Source organism: Sphingomonas sp. CV7422, assembly GCF_027945725.1.
Lineage (GTDB): Bacteria > Pseudomonadota > Alphaproteobacteria > Sphingomonadales > Sphingomonadaceae > Sphingomonas > Sphingomonas kyungheensis.
In genome coordinates this window covers 3376843-3395281 of record NZ_CP115900.1, presented here as the reverse complement: position 1 = coordinate 3395281, position 18439 = coordinate 3376843, and the positions used below count along the sequence as shown (strand labels likewise).

Here is an 18439-nt window from a genome sequence, read left to right as displayed (position 1 = left end):
CCTATTTGGCGGCGACGACGCGGACCAGTCCGCCCACGTCCTGGCCGGTCGGCAGCCGGCCCGAGGCGCTGAGCTTGCCGCTCGCCTCGCTCCAGCGCAGCGTCGCGGTCTTGCCGCCGGTCTTGCGATAGGCGTTGGTCACGCCGTCGTCGTCGTACAGCGTGAAGCTGGCGTCGCGGCCGGGATAGACGCGGATGCTCTCCAGCGGCTGGGCGGTCGCGGTGCTCGGCACCTGCACGCCCATCGGTACGATCGATCCGGCGCGGACGAACAGTGGGATCTTGTCGATCGGCGCGGCGGCATCGACCGTCTGGCCGCCGGTGTAGCGTTTGTCGGTCCAATAGTCATACCAGTCCGCGCCGGCGGGCAGATAGACCTTGCGGCTGGTCACGCCCTGATCGGTCACCGGCGCGACGAGGAAGGCGGGGCCGAACATATATTCGTCGCCGATCGTCGCCACCGCGGGATCGTTGGGGAAGTCCATGAACAGCGCGCGCATGAACGGCGCACCGGTCTCCGCGGTCTGATGGCCGAGCGCGTAGAGATAGGGGATCAGCGCGTAGCGCAGCCGCAGGAAGTTGGCGAGCACCGGCTCGGCCGCGGTGCCATAGTCCCATAGCGCGGTCGCCGGCCGCTGGCCGTGGATGCGCAGCGTCGGGGTGAAGCTGTTATAGGCGAACCAGCGCGTGAACAGCTCGGGATAGTCGGCATAGCTCGGCGCCATCGCGGTCGCCCCGGCGGGATCGAGCAGCGGCGGTCGTTCCGCCTTCGGCCCGGCGGGATATTGCCAGCCGCCGGTATCGCTGCTCCAATAGGCCATGCCCGTCGCGGTGAAGCCGAGCCCGGCGGGCACCTGGCGGCGCAGCGCCTCCCACGTCGACTGGACGTCCGACGACCAGAACAATGCGCCGTTGCGCTGCGTGCCGAGATAGGCGGCGCGCGCGAGGATCAGGTTGCGCATGTCGGGCCGGTCCTTCGCCGAGCCCTCCGCGACGCTGCTGGTATGCACCAGCGGATAGAGATTGTGGTAGCGGTCACCCGAGCCGATCGAGAATTGATGGCCATCGGGCACCAGATCGGGCTCGGTCTCGTCGAGCCAGAACCAGTCGAAGCCCTGGCTGGCGATATTGTCGCGGATCTTGCCCCAGAACCACTGGCGTGCCTCCGGATTGGTCGAATCGATCAGCGCGCCGGCGCGATCGGCACGGATCGGCAGGCCGTCGACGACGCTGCCGTCCTTGTCATGGAGCAGCCAGCCCTTGGCGCCGAGGAAGTCGTAATAGCGCGACTCCCGCTCGAACCGCGGCCAGACGCTGATGATCGAATGCATGCCGAGCCGGTGCAGCGTGTCGTTCATGCCCTTGGGATCGGGGAAATAGGTCCGATCGATGTCGAGCTGCCCCATCCGCGTCCAGTAGAACCAGTCGAGCACCATCACGTCGAGCGGCAGGTTGCGCTGGCGATAGCCCTGCGCGACGTCGAGCAATTCCTTCTGCGTCTCGTAGCGCGCCTTCGACTGGATCAGTCCGAACGCCGCCTTGGGCGGCAGCGGCGTCGCGCCGGTCAGCCTGGCATAGCCGGCGTAGAGCTGGTCGGTGGTGTCGCCGGTGATGACGAAGAAGGAGACGCGCTCGCCGACGTTGGACTGCCAGTGGGTGGCATTGTTGAGGCCGGGCGAGACGATGGTCGCCGACGGATTGTCCCAGACGATGCCATAGCCCTTGTTGGTGACCATGAAGGGTACGCAGACGCTCTCGCCCGCCGGCGCATCGTAATTGTGGCGGCAGTCGATCGTCCGGCCCTTGAGGTCGAGCACGCCCTCCTGATTCTGGCCGAGCCCGTAATAATGTTCGCCCGTCTGCACCGCGAAGCTGGCGCCGACGCGGAAGGTCTTCTCGTCGTTGACGGTATGCGGCGCCATTTCCCAGCCGGTCATGTCGAGCAGCGGGCGGCCATCGGCACCGCGCACCGAGATGGCCACCGGCGGCAGCGACGGCGCGAAATAGCGCTGCATCTGCGTCGGCGCGCCGGGCCAGGGCTGTGCGGCGACGGTGAGCGTCAGCGCGGGCGAGGCGAAGACGTCGCCGCTCGCATCGCTGCGGTGGGTCCAGCCGCTCGCGTCGGGCTTGGCGTTGGGGCCTTCGCCCGGTGGTGCGACGGCCAGCGCCTTGTCGAGCGCGATCGTCACGCGGACGATGTTGGGCGCATAGGGTTCGATGGAGACGATGCCGCCGTTGCGATCGACGATCGCGAGCGGGTCGGCGGCGGCGGGCAGCGCGGCGAGCGCGGCAAGCGACGCGCCGGCGGCGAGCAGGCGCTTGGTGATCGCGATGCTGCGCATCACCCCGGTCGGCTTGATCATATCTCTCTCCCCCGGACCAACTCTCTGTCCGCTCAAGCTTTCATGTATGAGGACTTGCTTCACCCGTGCAAGCGGGGATCGGGCAACTACGACTAAAATGCCCTACAAATGGAAATTTTCGGCATGGCTTGCCGCGGTCGTCGGAAGGCGCGACGATCCGGGGTCATATCGTTGGGAAGGTTCACACAATTGGCGAAGCGCGAGCGGATCAGGCCGGCCCATGTCACCATCGCCCGGACATTGGGTGTCGCCATCGTCACCGGCGACTATCACCCCGGGCAGACCATTCCCGGCGAGTTCGACCTCGCCGATCGATTCGGTGTCGCACGCAACGTCATCCGCGAGGCGCTGCGCATGCTTACCGCCAAGGGGCTGATCGAAAGTCGTCGCAAGACGGGGACGCGGGTGCGCGAGCGGGCCGACTGGAACCTGCTCGACACCGAGATGCTCGGCTGGATGTTCGAAGGCGCGCCGCCGGTCAATTTCGTGCGCAGCCTGTTCGAGCTGCGACTGATCGTCGAGCCGGCCGCGGCGGCGCTCGCCGCAACCAACCGGACGGCGCGGCAATTGGCGCGGCTCGGCCATGCGCTCGAACTGATGACGCAGCACGGGCTGGAGAGTGTCGCGGGACAAGCGGCGGACGAGCAGTTCCATCAGGTCCTGCTCGAGGCGACCGCCAATGAATTGCTCGCCAGCCTGTCGAGCAGCATCTCGTCGGCGGTGCGCTGGACGACCTTCTTCAAATATCGCGTCGTCGCCGAATATGTCGATTCGATCCCGCAGCATCAGCTGCTGTTCGAGACGGTCGCCCGCGGCGATCCGGCGGCGGCGCATGCGGCCACCACCGCGCTGATCGACCAGGCGCGCAAGGATACCGAACAGGCGATGCGCGGCGGTTGAGGCACTCTTGCCGCTGCTTTTCGGTCCGGTGTTGTCCTACATATGCCTTCGTGTGCCGCCCAATGTGCACCGCGCGCTACGCACAGGTGGTGCGCGCGCCGCCGCGGGTGAGGATCAGCGTCGTCACGGACTGCGGCGGCGCGATCAGCCCGGCGACGCAGCGCGCGTCATGCGTCGCATCGGTGCGCACCGCCTGCACGCGCCAGCCGGCGGGCACAGCGAGCCGGCGCGGCGCGATGCCGCCGTTGACATGGACCAGCACCAGCGTCGCGCCATCGGGCGACAGCGCCGCGGCACTGTCCATGTCGTCGACCGCGACCAGTCGGTAGCCGGGACGGATGTAGCGGCTGAACTGCGCCATCGCCCAATATTTGCGGGTGACGTGGATCGCATGCGGCCCGGCGGCCGGCGCGGCGAGATCGGCCTTGATCAGCCCCCAGTTGGAGGTCGGCTTGCCGTTGCCGCCGGACAGGTTCTCGACCGCCTGCCAGAATATCCAGGCGGCGGGCTCGAGCCGCTTGAGATCGGCGACGACATGATCGGCGAAGGCGAGCGCCGAGGGCATGCCGTCGAAATTCTCGCGGTCGCCGTCGAGCGGCGTGTCATTCTCGCTCATCCACAGCCGGATGCCGGCGGCGCGCGCCGCATCGCGCGCACCCGTCTGATACAGCGTGCCGTAACTGTGCACGTTGAGCTGGCCGATCCGCGCCAGCGTCTCCGGCGGATAGGCGGCGAGGTCGGCGAGGAACAGTCGCGCATTGGTCTCGTCGGGCGCGGCGATCACGGTGGTCAGCCGCTCGGCCTTGAGCGCGGTGTCGGCGGCGTCGATCATCGCCGCCTGTCGCGCCGGGCTCCAGTGCGCGCCTTCCTGCGTATTGGCGGCATACCAATAATCGGTGTTGGGCTCGTTGACCGGCGACAGCGTGCGGAAGCGGATATGGTGGCGGCGCTGCAATTCGGCGACGCTGCGCGCGAGATAGGCGGCGAACAGCGGCTCGCGGCCGGGCAGCAGATTGTCGTCGGTGCGCCGCTCGGCACCGGAGACGCGGCCCGAGACGGTCATGAACCATGGCGGCGAGTTGGAGAAAGCCTCGAAGATCGCACCCGGCACGCGATCCCGCACGGCATCGAGCCACCAGCGCTGGTTGGCGTCCTGCGTCCAGTCCCACATCAACGGATCGTCGGCGCGCCAGTCCGTGCCGGCGACGCCCGGCGGCAGCCGCCAGAAGCCGGGCACCGCCGCGCCGGTGCGCAGATAGGGCTTGGCATCCGCCGCGCCGCCGCCGCCGATATTGTAGCGCGCGATCGTCCAGCCCAGCCCCTTCGTGCCGTAGAAGAGGTCGGCAAGGCGGCTGCGGTCCGCCTCCGGCCAGCCGCCGGTGACGTTGGCGAACCAGGCGAGCGCGGTGCCCCAGCCCTCGAACCGCGTCGACGGGCGATCGATCGCCGGCCGCAGCGTCACGGTGACGGTATGCGAGGCGAGCGGCGCGGGGGCCGCGGCGGTGGTCAGCAACGCAAGCGCGAGACCGACCCGCGTGACCAGCCTGTGCCAACGTCCGTCCGCTATTGCCTCGCTTCGCATCGCGTCCCTTTCGCTATCCACTGTCTGGCAGATTCGGACATGTTTATGTCCGCGGCAACACGATGGATGCAAGGGGCCTTTCGCCCGCCGGAGGCATGCGGCCCGGCGCCCCGCCGATCAGACCAGCCCGGCCTCCACCGCGCTCATCATGCGCACCTCGTACAGGTCGATCTCGCCCGTCTCGCCGGCGAATTGCACGACCGCCGCGCTCTTGCCCTGTTCACCCGCGGCGCGGAGCGGATAGTCGATCGCGACGAACCCCTCCTGCGCCGGCCCCTCGCGGCGTTCGGTCGCGACCGGGGTGCCGTCGACGCGGATCGTTAGCGCGCGGTCCTTCACCTGATCGCCCCAATAGACGACGCGCAGCACCGCCGCGCCGGGGCGGCGGCGCAGCGTCAGCGTGATCGTCTCGCCGGCGCGCAGCTTGCGGGCGGAGCGGCCGTGCAGCTGCACCGTCTCGGGCTTGCTCGCGGTGAACAGGTGATCGCGCTCGGGCTGCATCTCGCCGAGATAGGCGACGTCGACGGTGCGGCGGGCGAGCGCCTGCCGCTCGGCCTGTGCGCGCAGATAGCCGGGCTTGGCCATGACCCAGGCGGCGGTGGTGAAGGTCGGGAAATAGACCGCGGTGCGCCGGTCATATTGCGCGTAGAAGGGGCTGAGCGTCAGCGGTTCGCCGAGCGCACCCCGCGCGGTGAAGCGATGGACGTCCGCCGCATCGTCCGCGCGCAGCGCCGCCACCGCCGGTCCGTCGACGGCGAGCGCCGGACCCATGCCGTCATAGGCCGCCGACGCCGGGCCGCAATCGGCGGCGAGCACCAGCGGCCCGTGCGCGAAGGCGACCAGCGACGGATCGTCGGCGACCGGCTCGGCGCGCAACCGCATCGGCAGCACGACGCGCAACCGGTCGCCCGCGCGCCAGCGCCGCTCGATCACGGCGTAACCGTCGCGCATCGTGGCCGCGGCGGGCCGGCCGTTGAGCGCGACGGTCGCGCCCGCCGCCCAGCCCGGCATGCGCAGCGCGATCCGCTGCACGGCGCGCGGCGCGCGGCGGATGGTGAGCGTCGCCTCGCCCTCCGCCGGCATCCGCGTGTCGAGATCGAGCGCGAGGCCGCGGTCCCGCCAGTCGAGGCGGCTGGCGATGTAGAGATTGACGTAGAGCGCACCGGCCGGGGCGACATCGTGCCAGAAGATCGAATCGGCATGTTTGGCGTGGCTCTCCATCCCCGAGCCGACGCAGCACCAGAAGCTTTCCTCCGCGGTCGAATAGCTGCGCCGGGCGCCGGGCGCGAGCGGCATGAAATAGACGAATTGGCCGGTATCCGGGCGCTGGTGCGCGAGGATATGGTTGAGCTGGATCCGTTCATAGGTGTCGAACCAGTCGGCGCTCGGCTGCCACGCATAGAGGTGCCGGGTCAGTTTCAGCATATTGTAGCTGTTGCACGCCTCGCACGTCGCCTCGGTGATCCGCTTCGACAATTGGTCGGGCTGACCGAAATGTTCGCGTTCGGAATTGCCGCCGATGACATAGCTGTGATGGCGGACGACGCGATCGTGGAAGAAGCGCGCCGCCGCGGCATGCTGCGGCGTTTCGGTCAGCTCGTACAGCCGGGCGAGGCCGATCAGCTTGGGGATCTGCGTATTGGCGTGCAGCCCGGCGAGCTGGTCGCGCCCCGCGGTGAGCGGGTCGAGCACCGCGCGGTGGCGGATCTTCTCCGCCATGCGCAGCCAGCGCGGATCGCCGGTCAGTGCATAGGTATCGGCATAAGCCTCGTTGAGACCGCCATGTTCGGCGCGCAGCACCTGCTGCATCTGCGCCTCGCTCAACGGCTCGAGCACGCCGGCGAGATAGCCGGCGAGGCCGAGCGTGATCGGCAGCGCGCGGCGATTGCCGGCGAGGCGATGCGCGTCGAGCAATCCGGCATGGACCTTGTGCCAGGTGTAGAGCGGCACCCAGCCGCCGTTGAGATCGAAGCCGCCGGTGCGGATGTCGCCGCGCCGCACCTCCTCGAAGACGATCTTGCCGTCGACCGTCTTGCCGTCGCGATCGACGGTGGTGCCGCCGCAATAGCCGTCGCCATGCGCAGCCTGGATGCGCGCCATCTCGGCGAGCGCATGGTCGAGCCGCGCGGCGACCGCGGCATCGCCGGTATTGGCGACGACGAGGGAGCAGGCGGACAGCCAGTGGCCGAGCGAATGGCCGGCGATCCCCTGCGCCTCCCAGCCGGCATAGACCGGCTGGGGCGCGGGCAGCCCGGCGGAGACGTAGAAATTGTGCAGCAGCCGTTCCGGATCGAGCGACAGCAGATAGCGGCGGTTGGCAGCGAAGGCGTCGGCGAAGGGCGACGGCTTGAGCGTCACGTCGCGCATCGGCACCGGCGCGACCTTGGTGATGCGATCGGCGGGCAGGGCGGCGCTTGCCCGCCCGGCGACGACCAGCGCGCTGGCGCCGGCGAGCAGCGTCCGGCGCGTGACGCCCCTGCGGCTGACATGGCTCATCCTGCTTCCTCTCGCTTCAAGTCCTTATGTCGGAGTAGAATTGCAGCGGCCGACGGAGGGCGCAAGCACCGTCTCCGCTCGGGCCGGGAACACTGGCGATCAAGATGGCTTGCACGACGCTTCGTATACGATATGTCTGACATGATAACGTGGGGGAGCGGCAACATGCGGGCGTCATGGCTTTGGGCGGGGATCATCGGCAGCGTGGTGGCGAGCGCCGCCTGGGCGCAGGACGGCGCGCCGCAGGTGCAGCCGGTGCAGATCGACCCCACCCGCCCCGATTGGGAAAACCCCGCGGTGTTCGCGCGCGGCAAGCTGCCGGCGAGCGCCACCGGCTTTCCGTTCGAATCGCGCGCCAAGGCGCTCGCCGGCGACGAGGCGGCGTCGGCGCGCTTCGTGCCGCTCGACGGGCTGTGGCATTTCGCCTTCTCCCCCGATGCCGACCGTCTGCCGGCGGGGTTCGAGAAGCCCGACTATGACGTATCGGGCTGGAAGCAGATCCCGGTGCCGGCCGACTGGCAGACGCAGGGCTATGACCAGCCGCGCTACAACAACATCACCTATCCGTTTCCCGCCAACCGCCCGCTGATTCCGCACGCCACCGATCCGGTCGGATCGTATCGCCGCGACGTCACCGTGCCGGCGGCGTGGAGCGGGCAGGACGTCATCCTCCATATCGGCGCGGCGGGCTCCGCCTATACGGTCTGGGTCAATGGCGAGAAGGTCGGCTATTCGGAAGACAGCAAGCTGCCGAGCGACTTCGACGTCACCCGCTGGATCCGGCCCGGCAAGAATGTCGTGGCGATCCAGGTGATCCGCTGGTCGGACGGCAGCTATCTGGAGGATCAGGACTTCTGGCGAGTCTCGGGGATCGAGCGCTCGGTCTATCTGGTCGCGGCGCCCAAGCTGCGCGCGCGCGACGTCTTCGTCCATGCCGGGCTCGACGCGGCCTATCGCGACGGCCTGCTCGCCGTCGAGGTCGCGGTGACGCCGGGGAACGCGGCGAGTGTGCGGATGGTGCTGCTCGACGGGGAGCGGCCGGTGCTGACGCAGACGCAGCCGCTGGCGGCCTCGACCCGCGAGCGCCCGGTGACGCTGCGCGGCACGGTGCCGGCGGTGCGGCCGTGGACCGCGGAGACGCCCCAACTCTACACGCTGGTCACCGAGGTGCTCGACGCGCGCGGCGCGCTGCTGCAATCGACCGCGCGCGCGATCGGTTTCCGCACCGTCGCGATGCTCGGCGGCCAGGTCACCGTCAACGGCAAGCCGATCACGATTCGCGGCGTCAATCGCCACGAACATGATCCCGAAACCTTCCACGTCGTCAGCCGCGCGTCGATGGAGCGCGATATCCAGCTGATGAAGCAGAACAACATCAATGCGATCCGCACCTCGCATTACCCCAACGATCCGTATCTCTACGAACTCGCCGACCGTTATGGCCTGTATGTGATGGACGAGGCGAATATCGAGAGCCACGCCTATATGGATTATGCCAACCGGCGGCCGCGCGAGCGCGCGAAATATCAGGTCGGCTTCGATCCGGCGTGGCAGAAGGCGCACGTCAGCCGCGTCGTCAACATGGTCGAGCGCGATAAGAACCATCCCTCGGTGATCTTCTGGTCGCTCGGCAACGAGGCGGGGATCGGCCCTAATTTCGCGGCAGCCGCCGCGGCGGCGCGGGCGCGCGATCCCGGCCGGCTGATCAGCTATCTCGGCTGGGGAACGTGGGATGGGATCGGCGATCATCGCCCCAATGATTATGCCGACATCTACGCGCCGATGTACGATCCCGCGGTCAAGCTCACGGATTACGCCATCAACTGGAACTACAAACAGCCGGTCATCCAGTGCGAATATGCCCATATGATGGGCAATTCGGGCGGTGACCTGAAGGAATATTGGGATACGATCTACGCCCATCCCGACAAATTGCAGGGCGGCTTCGCCTGGGACTGGGTCGACCAGTCGATGTACCGCTATACCAAGGATGGGCGGCGCTATTGGGGGGACGGCGGCGAATATGGCCCCAATCCGGGCGGCGACATCGAATTCGGCGACGGGTTGCTGCAGTCCGACCGGACGCCCAATCCGCAACTGTTCGAGCTGAAAAAGGTCTATGCGCCGGTGCAGTTCGACGGCTTCGATCCCGCCAGCGGGCGGGTGACGGTGCGCAACCGGCACGACTTCCGCGACCTGTCGGGCTTCGCCTTCGACTGGACGCTGCTCGAGGATGGCGTCGCGGTCGCGCACGGCGATCTGCCGACCCCGGCGGTCGGCCCGCGCGCCGCGACGGCGATCACGCTGCCGGTGACACATTATGCCCGCCGGCCCGATACCGAATATTATGTGACGGTGCGCGTCCGCGCCAGGGCGGGGGCGGTGCCCGCGGTGGCGGAGGGCGCAACGGTCGGCTTCGAGCAATTCGCGCTCGGCGGCGCGCCGGCGCTGCCCGCCGCGCCGGCAGGGGCGGTCGATCTGCGCCAGTCTGACGGCGCGATCACGCTGTCGGCCGGCACGGCGCGGCTTGAGATCGATCGCACCACCGGGCTGGTACGCCGCTACACCGCCGACGGCCGCGACCTCGCCACCGGCGGCACGCCGCATTTCTGGCGCGCGGTCACCGACAACGACCTCGGCATCGGCACCGCCGAACAGCTCAAGATGTGGAAGACGATGAGCGACACCCGCCGCGTCACCGCGGTGCGCAGCCGCCGCACCGACGACGGCGCGAGCGTCACCGTCGATTATGCGCTCGGCGACGGCGCCGCGACCTTCACCACCAGTTATGCGATGGCGGGTGACGGATCGGTCGCGGTGACGGGAATGCTGACGCCGGTCAGGACCGACCTGCCGCCGCCGTTCCGTGTCGGCCTCGCCTTTGCGATGCCGACCGATGTGACGACGGTCGAATGGTATGGCCGCGGTCCGCACGAAAGCTATGTCGATCGCAAGACCTCGGCGCCGATCGGCCTGTGGCGCGGCGCGATCGCCGAGCAGAACCACGATTACATCCGCCCGCAGGAGACCGGCAACAAGGTCGACGTGCGCTGGATGGAGCTGTCGGGCGCGGGCCGCGGCGTGCGCGTACAGGGCGCGACGCCGCTGATGATGAATGCGCTCGCTTTCCCTTATGCCGACCTCGACCGCCATGCGCCGGGAACGTGGAAATCGACCGATGTCGTGCCGCACGATCAGGTGACGCTGCTGATCGATTCGGCGCAATGGGGCGTCGGCGGCGACACGCAATGGAGTTCAGTCGGCAAGCCGCTGCCGCAATATCGCGTATCGCTCGCTCCCACGCGTGTCGCCTTCCGCCTGACGCCCTTCACCGGCGCGGGAACGACGCCCGACAAGGCAGCCAAGGCGACCGCGACGGGGAGCGAGTGAACGCAGGGTTGGAGGACGGTCGGTTACACCGGCGCTACAGGTCGGTGACGGATTGCTGATCGCGGATGCCCGGCCGGCCGGGTTCGAGCGTGAAGCGGACGAGGTCGCGGATGCCGGACTGCGGGTCGCGCGCATCGCGCAGCCCGCGGAAGGCGATCCTGCCGCCCTGCGGCGTCAGGTCCACCAGCCCGTAGCCGCGCACCTCATTCTCGGCGAAGACGAGGCCGTTCGCCGCCGCCTGCTGCTTGAAGCTCGCGTCGTGGAACAGCGAGGTGATCGATCCGCCGACGAATTCGGCGGCGATCGGCGCGGCGTCGGGGCGGTCGGGATCGTGGATGTCGGCGGCGGCAAAGGCATGGATGTCGCCGCCGAGCGCGATCGGGTTGGAGGTGCGGGCGGCGAGCCAGCGGCGGTAGATGGCGTCGCGGGCGGCGGGATAGCCCGACCAATTGTCCGCCGAATATTGCACGCCGCGCTCGGGATGCTCGGCGTCGATCCGCCCCTGCTGGTGCATCAGCGTCTGTTGCGCGAGCAGATTCCATTGCGCCTGGCTGTCGCCGAGCGCCTGCGACAGCCAGCGTTCCTGCGCCGCGCCGAGCATCGTCCGTGGCGCGGAGAGATCGGGGCAGGGCTGGATCAGCGTCCGATAGCGCTGGTGCGCGGCGACGAGGCCGGCGGGCTGGCAGGCGCGGGGGCCGCGATACTGCCGGTCATCGACGATCTGGAATTGCGCGAGCCGCCCCCAGTCGAGCAGATGATAGATGCGCATCGCCGGCCCGAGCGGCGGCGCGGCGCGCACCGGCTGGTGCTCGTACCACGCCTGATAGGCGGCGGCGCGGCGGCGCAGGAAGACGGCGGGGTCGGTGTTGTTCTGGTCGAGCGCGTCGGCATAATCATTGGCGACCTCGTGATCGTCCCACGTCAGCACCCAGGGCGCCGCCTGATGCGCGGCCTGCAACAGCGGATCGCTCTTGTAGGTGGCGTAGCGGACGCGATAGCCGGCGAGATCGACCGGCTCGGGATTCTGGTGCAGCCGCACCGCATCCTTGGCGGTGGGTGCGCCCTCATAGATATAGTCGCCGAGGAACAGGACGATATCGGGATCGTCGGCGACGAGATGGCGATAGGCTGCGTAGAAGCCCGATTCATATTTCTGGCACGAGCCATAGGCGATGCGCAGCCGCTCCACCGCGGCGCCCGCCGCCGGCGCGGTGCGGGTGCGACCGGTGGCGCTGGCCTCCCCCGCGGCGAGGAAGCGGTAGAAATAGCGCGACGCGGGGCGCAGGCCGCGCACGTCGACATGCACCGCATGGCCCCAGCGCGGTTCGGCGCGCGCCTCGCCCTCGCGAACGATCCGGGTGAAGCCTTCGTCGCTCGCCACCTGCCAGCGCACCGGCACGGCGACCGGCGGCATGCCGCCCGCGGCATCGAGCGGCACCGGCGCGAGCCGCGTCCACAGGATCACCGAATCGGGCAGCGGATCGCCCGAGGCGACGCCGAGCGAAAACAGGCCGGCAGGCAGCGGCACCGCACCGCGTGCGCCGACCGACAGCAGCGCCGCCGATCCGCCGATCATCGCGCGCCGGGTCAGCGCCGGTCCTGTCGTCGTCACCATCGCCTCGATCCCGCGCCTGCCAAGCTGTTGCGATGCGCGGTATCGGTGACCGCTTGATGACAGCGGCGGATCAGCCGACCGGCTTGAGCTGCGCCGAATCGAGGTGCCAGCGCAATTTCCCCGGCGTCGCGCCGTCGACGTCATTGACGCGGCGCACGACATAGCGGCCGGCGAAACGCTGGCGACGGCCATCGGCGAGCGTCGCGGCGACCGTCACCGGTACGGTCTGGTAGAGGGATCCCGCCGCGCCCTCCGCCGGCGGCAGCGTGCCGATCGTCACCTGTGTCGCGCGGGTCTGCGCGAAGCCGCGTGTGAAGGCGGCGAACGTCTGGCCGGCCTTGCCGCCGTCGCCCCATTGCTGCCAGGCGGTGTCATAGTCACCCGCGTTGAGCGCGGCATAGTAGAGCCGCACCACCGCGGCGGCGGCGGCCGGACTCTTCGGCGCGGGCGTGCAGCCGGCGATCGGCGCGCCCTTGCCGTCGAACAGCGCGCAGCTGCGTGCGATCTCGTCGTCGATCATCGCACAGCTGTTGACGGCGTTGCACGGCGGGTGCGTGGCGGGCGAGACGTTGCGGCAGATGGCGACGCGCTTCGCCGCCGCGGCGGTGCCGATCTCGGCGGCGCAGGCGAGCGGGGATGCGCGCGGTGCCGCCGGTCGCGACACGGTTTCGGCAGCAGCGGCAGGGGCGGCGGCAGGCGCGGTCGCGGCGGGGCTGGCAGCGGCGGGGCTGGTTCCGGCGGGGCGGGGGGCAGGGGCCGCGGCGGCGGCAGTCTCGCCGGCATCGTCGCGGGCGCCCCCGCTGCCGCATCCGGCGAGCAGCAGGGCGATCATGCCGAAGGCGGCGGTCATTCGAAGCGACATCATCCTCTCTCCTCTTCCACCACCATGGCGTCGCGCGGCGGCGCGGTCGAGCCGCGGACGACGAGTCCGGCGGGAACCACGGTGGGTCCGTCGGGCGTCGCGCGGCCGGCGCGTTCGGCGATGATCAGTTCGACCGCCCGGGCCGCGACCTCGGCGATCGGCTGGACGATCGCGGTCAGCGTCGGATGGGTGAAGCGGACGATCGGCGTATCGTCGAAGCTGACCAGCGACACATCGCGCGGCACGTCGAGGCCGCGCGTACGCAGCAGCGCGAGCGTTGCCAGCGCCATCTGGTCGTTGCTGGCGATGATCGCGCTCGGCGGGGCGGGCGAGTCGAGCAGCCGCTGCGCCGCGTCGCGGCCCGAGGCGAAGCTGAAGTCACCCTCGGCGAGCAGGTCGTCGGTGGCAAGGCCCGCCCCCGCCATCGCCCGCCGCCAGCCGGCGACGCGCCAGCCGCTCAGCTCATAGTCGGACGGCCCGGCGATGAATCCGATCCGCCGGTGGCCGAGCGCGACGAGATGCTCGGTGGCGAGCCGTGCGGCATTGTCGTCGTCCATGGTCAGCGCGAAGCCGCCCGGCGCCAGCGAGCCGATCCGCGCATAGCTGATGCCGTGCCGGTCGAGCAGTCCGGTGATCAGCGCGTTCTCCGAATGCGGCGGGGTGAGGATGACGCCGTCCGGCTGCAAGGCGGCGATCGCGCCCGCCAATTCGCGCTCGATATGGTCGCTGTGCGTGTCGACCAGCTCGATGATCAATCGATAGCCGTGCTCGGCGCAGGTCAGCATGCCGCCGAGCAGCATCTGGTCGACCCAGTCGGCGCCCTGACGGCTGCGCCAGTCGGCGATGGTCCGCTCGCGATCGTTGAGCGCGAGGATCAGATAGGAGCGCGATCCGCTCATCCGCTGCGCCGCGATCGAGGGCACGTAGCCGAGCCGGGCGATCGACTCCTGCACGCGCTGCATCATCTCGGGCCGGACGTTGGGTTCCTTGTTGATGACGCGGCTCACCGTCTGCAACGATACGCCGGCATCGGCGGCGACGTGGCGGATGGTGACGGCCTGGCGACGGCGGGCCATCGGTCAGCCGGCGTCGCGGGCGATGCCGCCATGATGCGCGACATAGCTGGCATGGTCGGGCAGCCCGCGCACCGCCGCGGCTACGGTGCGGCGCAGCGTGTCGAGCAGCCGGGCGAGGTCGGCGTCGCTCGAATTGGCCGCGATCGGATGGTGGCTGCGCGGCATGATCCCCTGACCCATCATCACCTGTACCCAGCTCTTCTCCGCGAACAACTCCTCATTGCGGCGGAAGGCGCGGCGGGTCTCGCGGAACAGCTCGATCTTCTGCGCGCGACTGTCGGGGATCGGCATTGCCGCGCCGTATCGCCAGCAGCCGTCGCGCCGTTCGGTGACCTTGTAGGGAAGGATCAGGACGTCGCGGGTCTGCACCCTATCGAGCTGTTGCTGGTCGATTCGAGCAGCTCCATGAAGTCGCCGGCAAGGCCCGGGCGATGCGGTTGCGATGCCATGGCCGCCGCCGCGTGCCGGTAACGAAGCGCAGCCGGTTGGGCGCGCTGCGCAACTCGCAATCGACGTCGCCGAGCAGGCGGGCGAGCGCGGCATCATGGTCGAGATGGCGGCTGCACGAGACGATGGCGTCGGCGACGCGATGCCGGAGCGGTATGCGCCACTGCCAGCCAGCGTCATGTGCCATCGCGCGGGTACAGGGCATCGGCGGGCGGACGCTGTCGATACGCCGACGGTGCCGATCCCCTGCGACGACGATACGGCGTGGCAGGCTCGTCGGCTAAGCGGGCGCAGGCAAGACGCTGGAGAGCTTTCCGGTCGATCATGTCGAGGACGCCGATGACGGCTATCGCTGGTATGAGAAACAGGGGCTGACGCTGCTGTTCCGCTTCGGCCACGGGCTGAGCTACACCGCCTTCGCCCATCGCAACCCGGTGGTGTCCGGCGGGTGCCGCCTGCGCGTCAGCTTCGACGTGACCGACACCGGCGGGCGCGCCGGCGCCGACGTGCCTCGCCGGCCTCACCCGCGTGACGGTGCATCCCGGCGAGACGCGGCGCGTGACGCTGGCCGCGGAGCCGCGCGTCGTCGCCGATCACGATAGTGCGCTGCCCGGCGGGCGGATCGCCGCAAGGCGCTATCGCGTCGCGCTCGCGCATGATGCGGGCGATCGTTCGACGGTGGCGAGCGCGACGCTGCGGGGGGCGACGATGAAGCCGTAAGTCGCGCGACGGACGCGCTTATCCGGGGGCGCCCCGCATTGCCTGCCGGCCGGATCGCGGGCAGGATCGGGCCGACGATGATCCAGTCCGCCAATCCCCGTCCGCGCCTGTTCCTGGCGATCGTCGCGCTCGCCTATGTCGGCGGGGTGATCGCCTATCTGCCGCTGCTCACCTTGCTGCTGCCGCTCAAGATCGAGGCGCTGAGCGGGGCGGGGCGGATCGGCCTGTCCGCCGCCTGCGTCACCGCCGGGGCGGTGGCGGCGAGCCTGTCCAACGTCGTCTTCGGCTGGCTGAGCGACCGGTCGCGACAGCGCGGCGGCGGGCGGCGGCGATGGATCGCGGGCGGCGGCGTCGCCACCGCAGCGAGCTATGCGGCGGTGGCGCTGGCGACGACGCCGGCGGCGCTGATCGCGGCGATCGCCTTCTTCCAGGTCGTGGTCAATGCGATGCTCGCGCCGCTGATGGCGATCATGGCGGAAGAGATCGCCGACGGCGACAAGGGCGTCGCCGGCGGGCTGCTTTCGCTCGGGCCGCCGACCGCCTCGGCCTTTTCGGCATGGCTGGTCGGCGAGGCGCTGCTGCCCGCCGAGATGCGGCTGGCGCTGGTGCCGGCGGTGGTACTGGTCTGCATCGTGCCGCTGCTGCTCGTCCACGGCCGCGCCGCGCCGGTCGCCGCGGATCAGGCGGCGCTCGCGCTGCCGCCGCGCCGCGACCTGATCGTCGCCGGCGTGTCGCGCCTGTTGTTCCAGATCGCGAGCGTGGTGACGCAGGGCTATCTGCTTTTCTATTTCGAGAGCATCGTCGCGCCGGCGGGGCATAGCCTGTTGCCGGCGCGGGTCGGGCATCTGATGACGCTGGCCTTCGTCGTGCCGCTGCCGATCGCGCTGCTGCTCGGCCGGCTGTCGGACCGGGCGCGGCGGCGCAAGCCGTTCCTGCTGCTCGCCAGCGCGGTCGCGGCGGCGGGGCTGGTCGGCATGGCGGGGGCGAGCGGCTGGACGGCGGGCGCGATCGCCTTCATCGTCTACACCACCGGTGCGTCGGTGTTCGTCGCGCTGCAGGCGGCGTTCGCGATGCAATTGCTGCCGAACCCCGACCATCGCGGGCGCGACCTCGGGCTGCTCAACCTCGCCAACACTGTGCCGTCGCTGCTCGGCCCGCCGCTCGCCTGGTGGCTGGCGACGCCGCAGGATTTCGGCGCGGTGATGCTGCTGCTCGCCGGACTGACCGTCGCCGGCGGACTCGCCATGCTCGGCGTGCGCAGCTGGCGCTGACGCCTATGGCCGCTGCCAGAAGCGGACATAGTCGACCGCCATCCGCTGCGGCAGCGCGGCGTCGTCGATGCCCTTGCTGCCGCCCCAGTCGCCGCCGATCGCGAGGTTGAGGATCAGCTGATAGGGGCGGATGAACGGCCAGGCGCCGGTGCCGCCGGGCCGATCGTTGGCGACGCGCATATAGGCGCGGTCGTCGATGCCGATCAGGATCGCGTCGGGCCGCCAGTCGAGCTGATAGCGGTGGAAGGCGGTGCAGGCGCTCGGCACCGTGACCTGCGCGCCGCGCTGCGTGCCCTTGACGTGATTGTAGAGCGCGCTGTGCACCGTCGCATGGACGACGTTGGGGTCCCAGCCGACCATCTCCATCACGTCGATCTCGCCCATCGCCGGCCACGTCCCCGACGAGGGCAGCAGCCAGATCGCCGGCCAGGTGCCGCGCCCGCAGGGCAGCTTCGCGCGCACCTCGTAGAAGCCGTAGCCGAAGGCGCGGCGGCTGACGAGCTTGGCGGAGGTATAGGATTGGCCGCCGCTGTCCGCCGCGGTCGGGCGTTCGGCACGCGCCTCGATCACCAGCGCGCCGTCGCGGATACGGGCGTTGTCGGGGCCGTAATATTGCTTTTCATGGTTGAACCAGCCCTGCTTGTTATTGGCGGTGTCGAAGCGCCACAGCCGCGCGTCGATCGCCGGGCCGGTGAATTCGTCGGCGACGTCGGGCGCGCGCGCCGGTGCGGCAATCGGTTGGTCGACGCGCTGGTCGGTGGCGCCGAGCGTCGCCGGCGGAGCGAGCGCGGCCTGGGCGGCGAACAGCGGCAGCAGCATCGGTGTCATAAGCATCCTCTTATTTTTTATAGGGACATGCTAGCAGCTCGCGGTACGACGGGTGACGAAAAGTTCATCGGCCCGTCCTCGTCCGGACAGCGACGCGGGTGCAGGACCGGAGGATGGCCGCGTCCCGCATCCGATCGTCGCGCCGGCGGCTCGTCCGCGTCGGCGGCGTTGCGGCGGTGGTGCTGGCGATCATCGCCGGGGTCGCCGCCTCGGCGGGCTTCCTCGATCGCGATCCGCTGCACCTCGTCCGCCCGCGCGGCCCGGCACAGCGGATCGGCGTCCTCTATCTGTCGGGCGACATGGGGCTGCGCTACGGGCCCAATCCGCATACCGTCGCGGCGCTCGCGGCCGCCGGCCTGCCGGTCGCGGCGTGGAGCACGCCGGCGCTGTTCGGCCGACGACGCGACCGCGGCACCGTCGATGCGATCATCGCCGATGCGGTGCGCACCTCGCTCGCCCGGACCGGGGCGGCGCGGCTGATGCTGGTCGGCCAATCCTATGGCGCCGACGTGTTGCAGACCGGCCTTGCCGCACTGCCCGCCGATCAGCGGGCGCGGATCGCCGGGGTGGTGCTGATCGTGCCGGGGGAGACGGTGTATTTCCGCGCCGATCCGTCCGGTATAGCCTATCGCGGCACCGCCGACAGCCTCGCGCGCCTGACGCTGCCGCGGCTCGGCTGGACGTCGCTGACCTGCATCTACGGCATCGCCGAGCCGGACAGCGCCTGCCCGATGCTGCGCGGTACGCGCGCGACGGTGATCGCGATGCCGGGCGGCCATTTCCTCGACGACGATTATGCCGCGCTGGCGGACCGCGTGCTGACGGCGATCCACCGCGCGGTACCCGGGGAAGCCGCGCGATGATTCGACGCAAAGGTGCGGCAATGCGCG

At 69.9% G+C, this 18439-nt stretch carries 14 protein-coding genes; 5 read left to right on the top strand and 9 right to left on the bottom strand.

Translation table 11 applies throughout. The features are described 5' to 3' along the window. Position 1 precedes the first annotated feature (1 nt). The gene (locus PBN85_RS16040; protein ID WP_443026752.1) at positions 2 to 2362 is read right to left on the bottom strand and encodes a glycoside hydrolase family 31 protein; all 2361 of its coding nucleotides are present in this window, start codon (positions 2360 to 2362) and stop codon (positions 2 to 4) included. 189 nt (positions 2363 to 2551) lie between these two features. Here PBN85_RS16040 and PBN85_RS16035 point away from each other — a divergent pair, with 189 nt between their 5' ends. Further along, the gene (locus PBN85_RS16035) at positions 2552 to 3262 is read left to right on the top strand and encodes a FadR/GntR family transcriptional regulator (protein ID WP_037535138.1); all 711 of its coding nucleotides are present in this window, start codon (positions 2552 to 2554) and stop codon (positions 3260 to 3262) included. A 76-nt stretch (positions 3263 to 3338) separates the two neighbouring features. Here PBN85_RS16035 and PBN85_RS16030 read toward each other — a convergent pair whose 3' ends face one another. Together PBN85_RS16030 and PBN85_RS16025 are read right to left on the bottom strand one after the other, a co-directional pair. Continuing rightward, a complete protein-coding gene (locus PBN85_RS16030; RefSeq protein WP_271299617.1) occupies positions 3339 to 4844 on the bottom strand; it encodes a glycoside hydrolase in 1506 nt (501 codons plus the stop codon). Between the two features lie 117 nt (positions 4845 to 4961). Further along, positions 4962 to 7340 (bottom strand): glycoside hydrolase family 127 protein, encoded by a 2379-nt coding sequence (locus PBN85_RS16025; protein WP_271299616.1) that lies wholly within the window; start codon positions 7338 to 7340, stop codon positions 4962 to 4964. Between the two features lie 165 nt (positions 7341 to 7505). Here PBN85_RS16025 and PBN85_RS16020 point away from each other — a divergent pair, with 165 nt between their 5' ends. Next, on the top strand, positions 7506 to 10730 hold the full coding sequence (locus PBN85_RS16020; RefSeq protein ID WP_271299615.1) for a glycoside hydrolase family 2 TIM barrel-domain containing protein: 3225 nt from the start codon (positions 7506 to 7508) through the stop codon (positions 10728 to 10730). A gap of 34 nt (positions 10731 to 10764) precedes the next feature. Here the strand turns inward: PBN85_RS16020 and PBN85_RS16015 are convergent, their stop codons facing one another. From PBN85_RS16015 to PBN85_RS15995, 5 genes are all read right to left on the bottom strand, one after another. After that, positions 10765 to 12345, bottom strand: coding sequence for an alkaline phosphatase D family protein (locus PBN85_RS16015; RefSeq protein ID WP_271299614.1), 1581 nt, complete (start codon positions 12343 to 12345; stop codon positions 10765 to 10767). 70 nt (positions 12346 to 12415) lie between these two features. Next, positions 12416 to 13210, bottom strand: coding sequence for a hypothetical protein (locus PBN85_RS16010; protein ID WP_271299613.1), 795 nt, complete (start codon positions 13208 to 13210; stop codon positions 12416 to 12418). Continuing rightward, positions 13207 to 14283 carry a LacI family DNA-binding transcriptional regulator gene (locus PBN85_RS16005; RefSeq protein WP_271299612.1) on the bottom strand — a complete coding sequence of 359 codons (1077 nt, stop codon included), beginning with the start codon at positions 14281 to 14283 and terminating at the stop codon, positions 13207 to 13209. The genes PBN85_RS16010 and PBN85_RS16005 overlap by 4 nt, the downstream gene beginning before the upstream one ends. A 3-nt stretch (positions 14284 to 14286) precedes the next feature. Further along, complete coding sequence (locus PBN85_RS16000; protein WP_271299611.1) at positions 14287 to 14652, bottom strand: tryptophan 7-halogenase; 366 nt, start codon at positions 14650 to 14652, stop codon at positions 14287 to 14289. 1 nt (position 14653) lies between these two features. Next, the gene (locus tag PBN85_RS15995; RefSeq protein WP_051583486.1) at positions 14654 to 14917 is read right to left on the bottom strand and encodes a tryptophan 7-halogenase; all 264 of its coding nucleotides are present in this window, start codon (positions 14915 to 14917) and stop codon (positions 14654 to 14656) included. A gap of 341 nt (positions 14918 to 15258) precedes the next feature. On the opposite strand from PBN85_RS15995, the gene PBN85_RS15990 reads away from it, so the two are divergent. Together PBN85_RS15990 and PBN85_RS15985 are read left to right on the top strand one after the other, a co-directional pair. Beyond that, a complete protein-coding gene (locus tag PBN85_RS15990; protein ID WP_271299610.1) occupies positions 15259 to 15450 on the top strand; it encodes a hypothetical protein in 192 nt (63 codons plus the stop codon). Positions 15451 to 15527: 77 nt separating this feature from the next. Then, positions 15528 to 16721 carry an MFS transporter gene (locus PBN85_RS15985; protein ID WP_271299609.1) on the top strand — a complete coding sequence of 398 codons (1194 nt, stop codon included), beginning with the start codon at positions 15528 to 15530 and terminating at the stop codon, positions 16719 to 16721. Positions 16722 to 16724: 3 nt separating this feature from the next. Here the strand turns inward: PBN85_RS15985 and PBN85_RS15980 are convergent, their stop codons facing one another. Continuing rightward, on the bottom strand, positions 16725 to 17549 hold the full coding sequence (locus PBN85_RS15980; RefSeq protein WP_235199763.1) for a glycoside hydrolase family 16 protein: 825 nt from the start codon (positions 17547 to 17549) through the stop codon (positions 16725 to 16727). Positions 17550 to 17662: 113 nt separating this feature from the next. Between PBN85_RS15980 and PBN85_RS15975 the strand changes: the two genes are divergently transcribed. Next, on the top strand, positions 17663 to 18412 hold the full coding sequence (locus PBN85_RS15975) for an AcvB/VirJ family lysyl-phosphatidylglycerol hydrolase (RefSeq protein WP_271299608.1): 750 nt from the start codon (positions 17663 to 17665) through the stop codon (positions 18410 to 18412). Positions 18413 to 18439: the final 27 nt, after the last annotated feature.

Coding starts and splice junctions, on each gene's coding strand:
- PBN85_RS16015 (WP_271299614.1), bottom strand. CDS start 12,345: ATGGTGACGACGACAGGACCGGCGCTGACCCGGCGCGCGATGATCGGC.
- PBN85_RS15985 (WP_271299609.1), top strand. CDS start 15,528: ATGATCCAGTCCGCCAATCCCCGTCCGCGCCTGTTCCTGGCGATCGTC.
- PBN85_RS16005 (WP_271299612.1), bottom strand. CDS start 14,283: ATGGCCCGCCGTCGCCAGGCCGTCACCATCCGCCACGTCGCCGCCGAT.
- PBN85_RS15975 (WP_271299608.1), top strand. CDS start 17,663: ATGGCCGCGTCCCGCATCCGATCGTCGCGCCGGCGGCTCGTCCGCGTC.
- PBN85_RS15995 (WP_051583486.1), bottom strand. CDS start 14,917: ATGGCACATGACGCTGGCTGGCAGTGGCGCATACCGCTCCGGCATCGC.
- PBN85_RS16010 (WP_271299613.1), bottom strand. CDS start 13,210: ATGATGTCGCTTCGAATGACCGCCGCCTTCGGCATGATCGCCCTGCTG.
- PBN85_RS16040 (WP_443026752.1), bottom strand. CDS start 2,362: ATGATCAAGCCGACCGGGGTGATGCGCAGCATCGCGATCACCAAGCGC.
- PBN85_RS16030 (WP_271299617.1), bottom strand. CDS start 4,844: ATGCGAAGCGAGGCAATAGCGGACGGACGTTGGCACAGGCTGGTCACG.
- PBN85_RS15980 (WP_235199763.1), bottom strand. CDS start 17,549: ATGACACCGATGCTGCTGCCGCTGTTCGCCGCCCAGGCCGCGCTCGCT.
- PBN85_RS16020 (WP_271299615.1), top strand. CDS start 7,506: ATGCGGGCGTCATGGCTTTGGGCGGGGATCATCGGCAGCGTGGTGGCG.
- PBN85_RS16025 (WP_271299616.1), bottom strand. CDS start 7,340: ATGAGCCATGTCAGCCGCAGGGGCGTCACGCGCCGGACGCTGCTCGCC.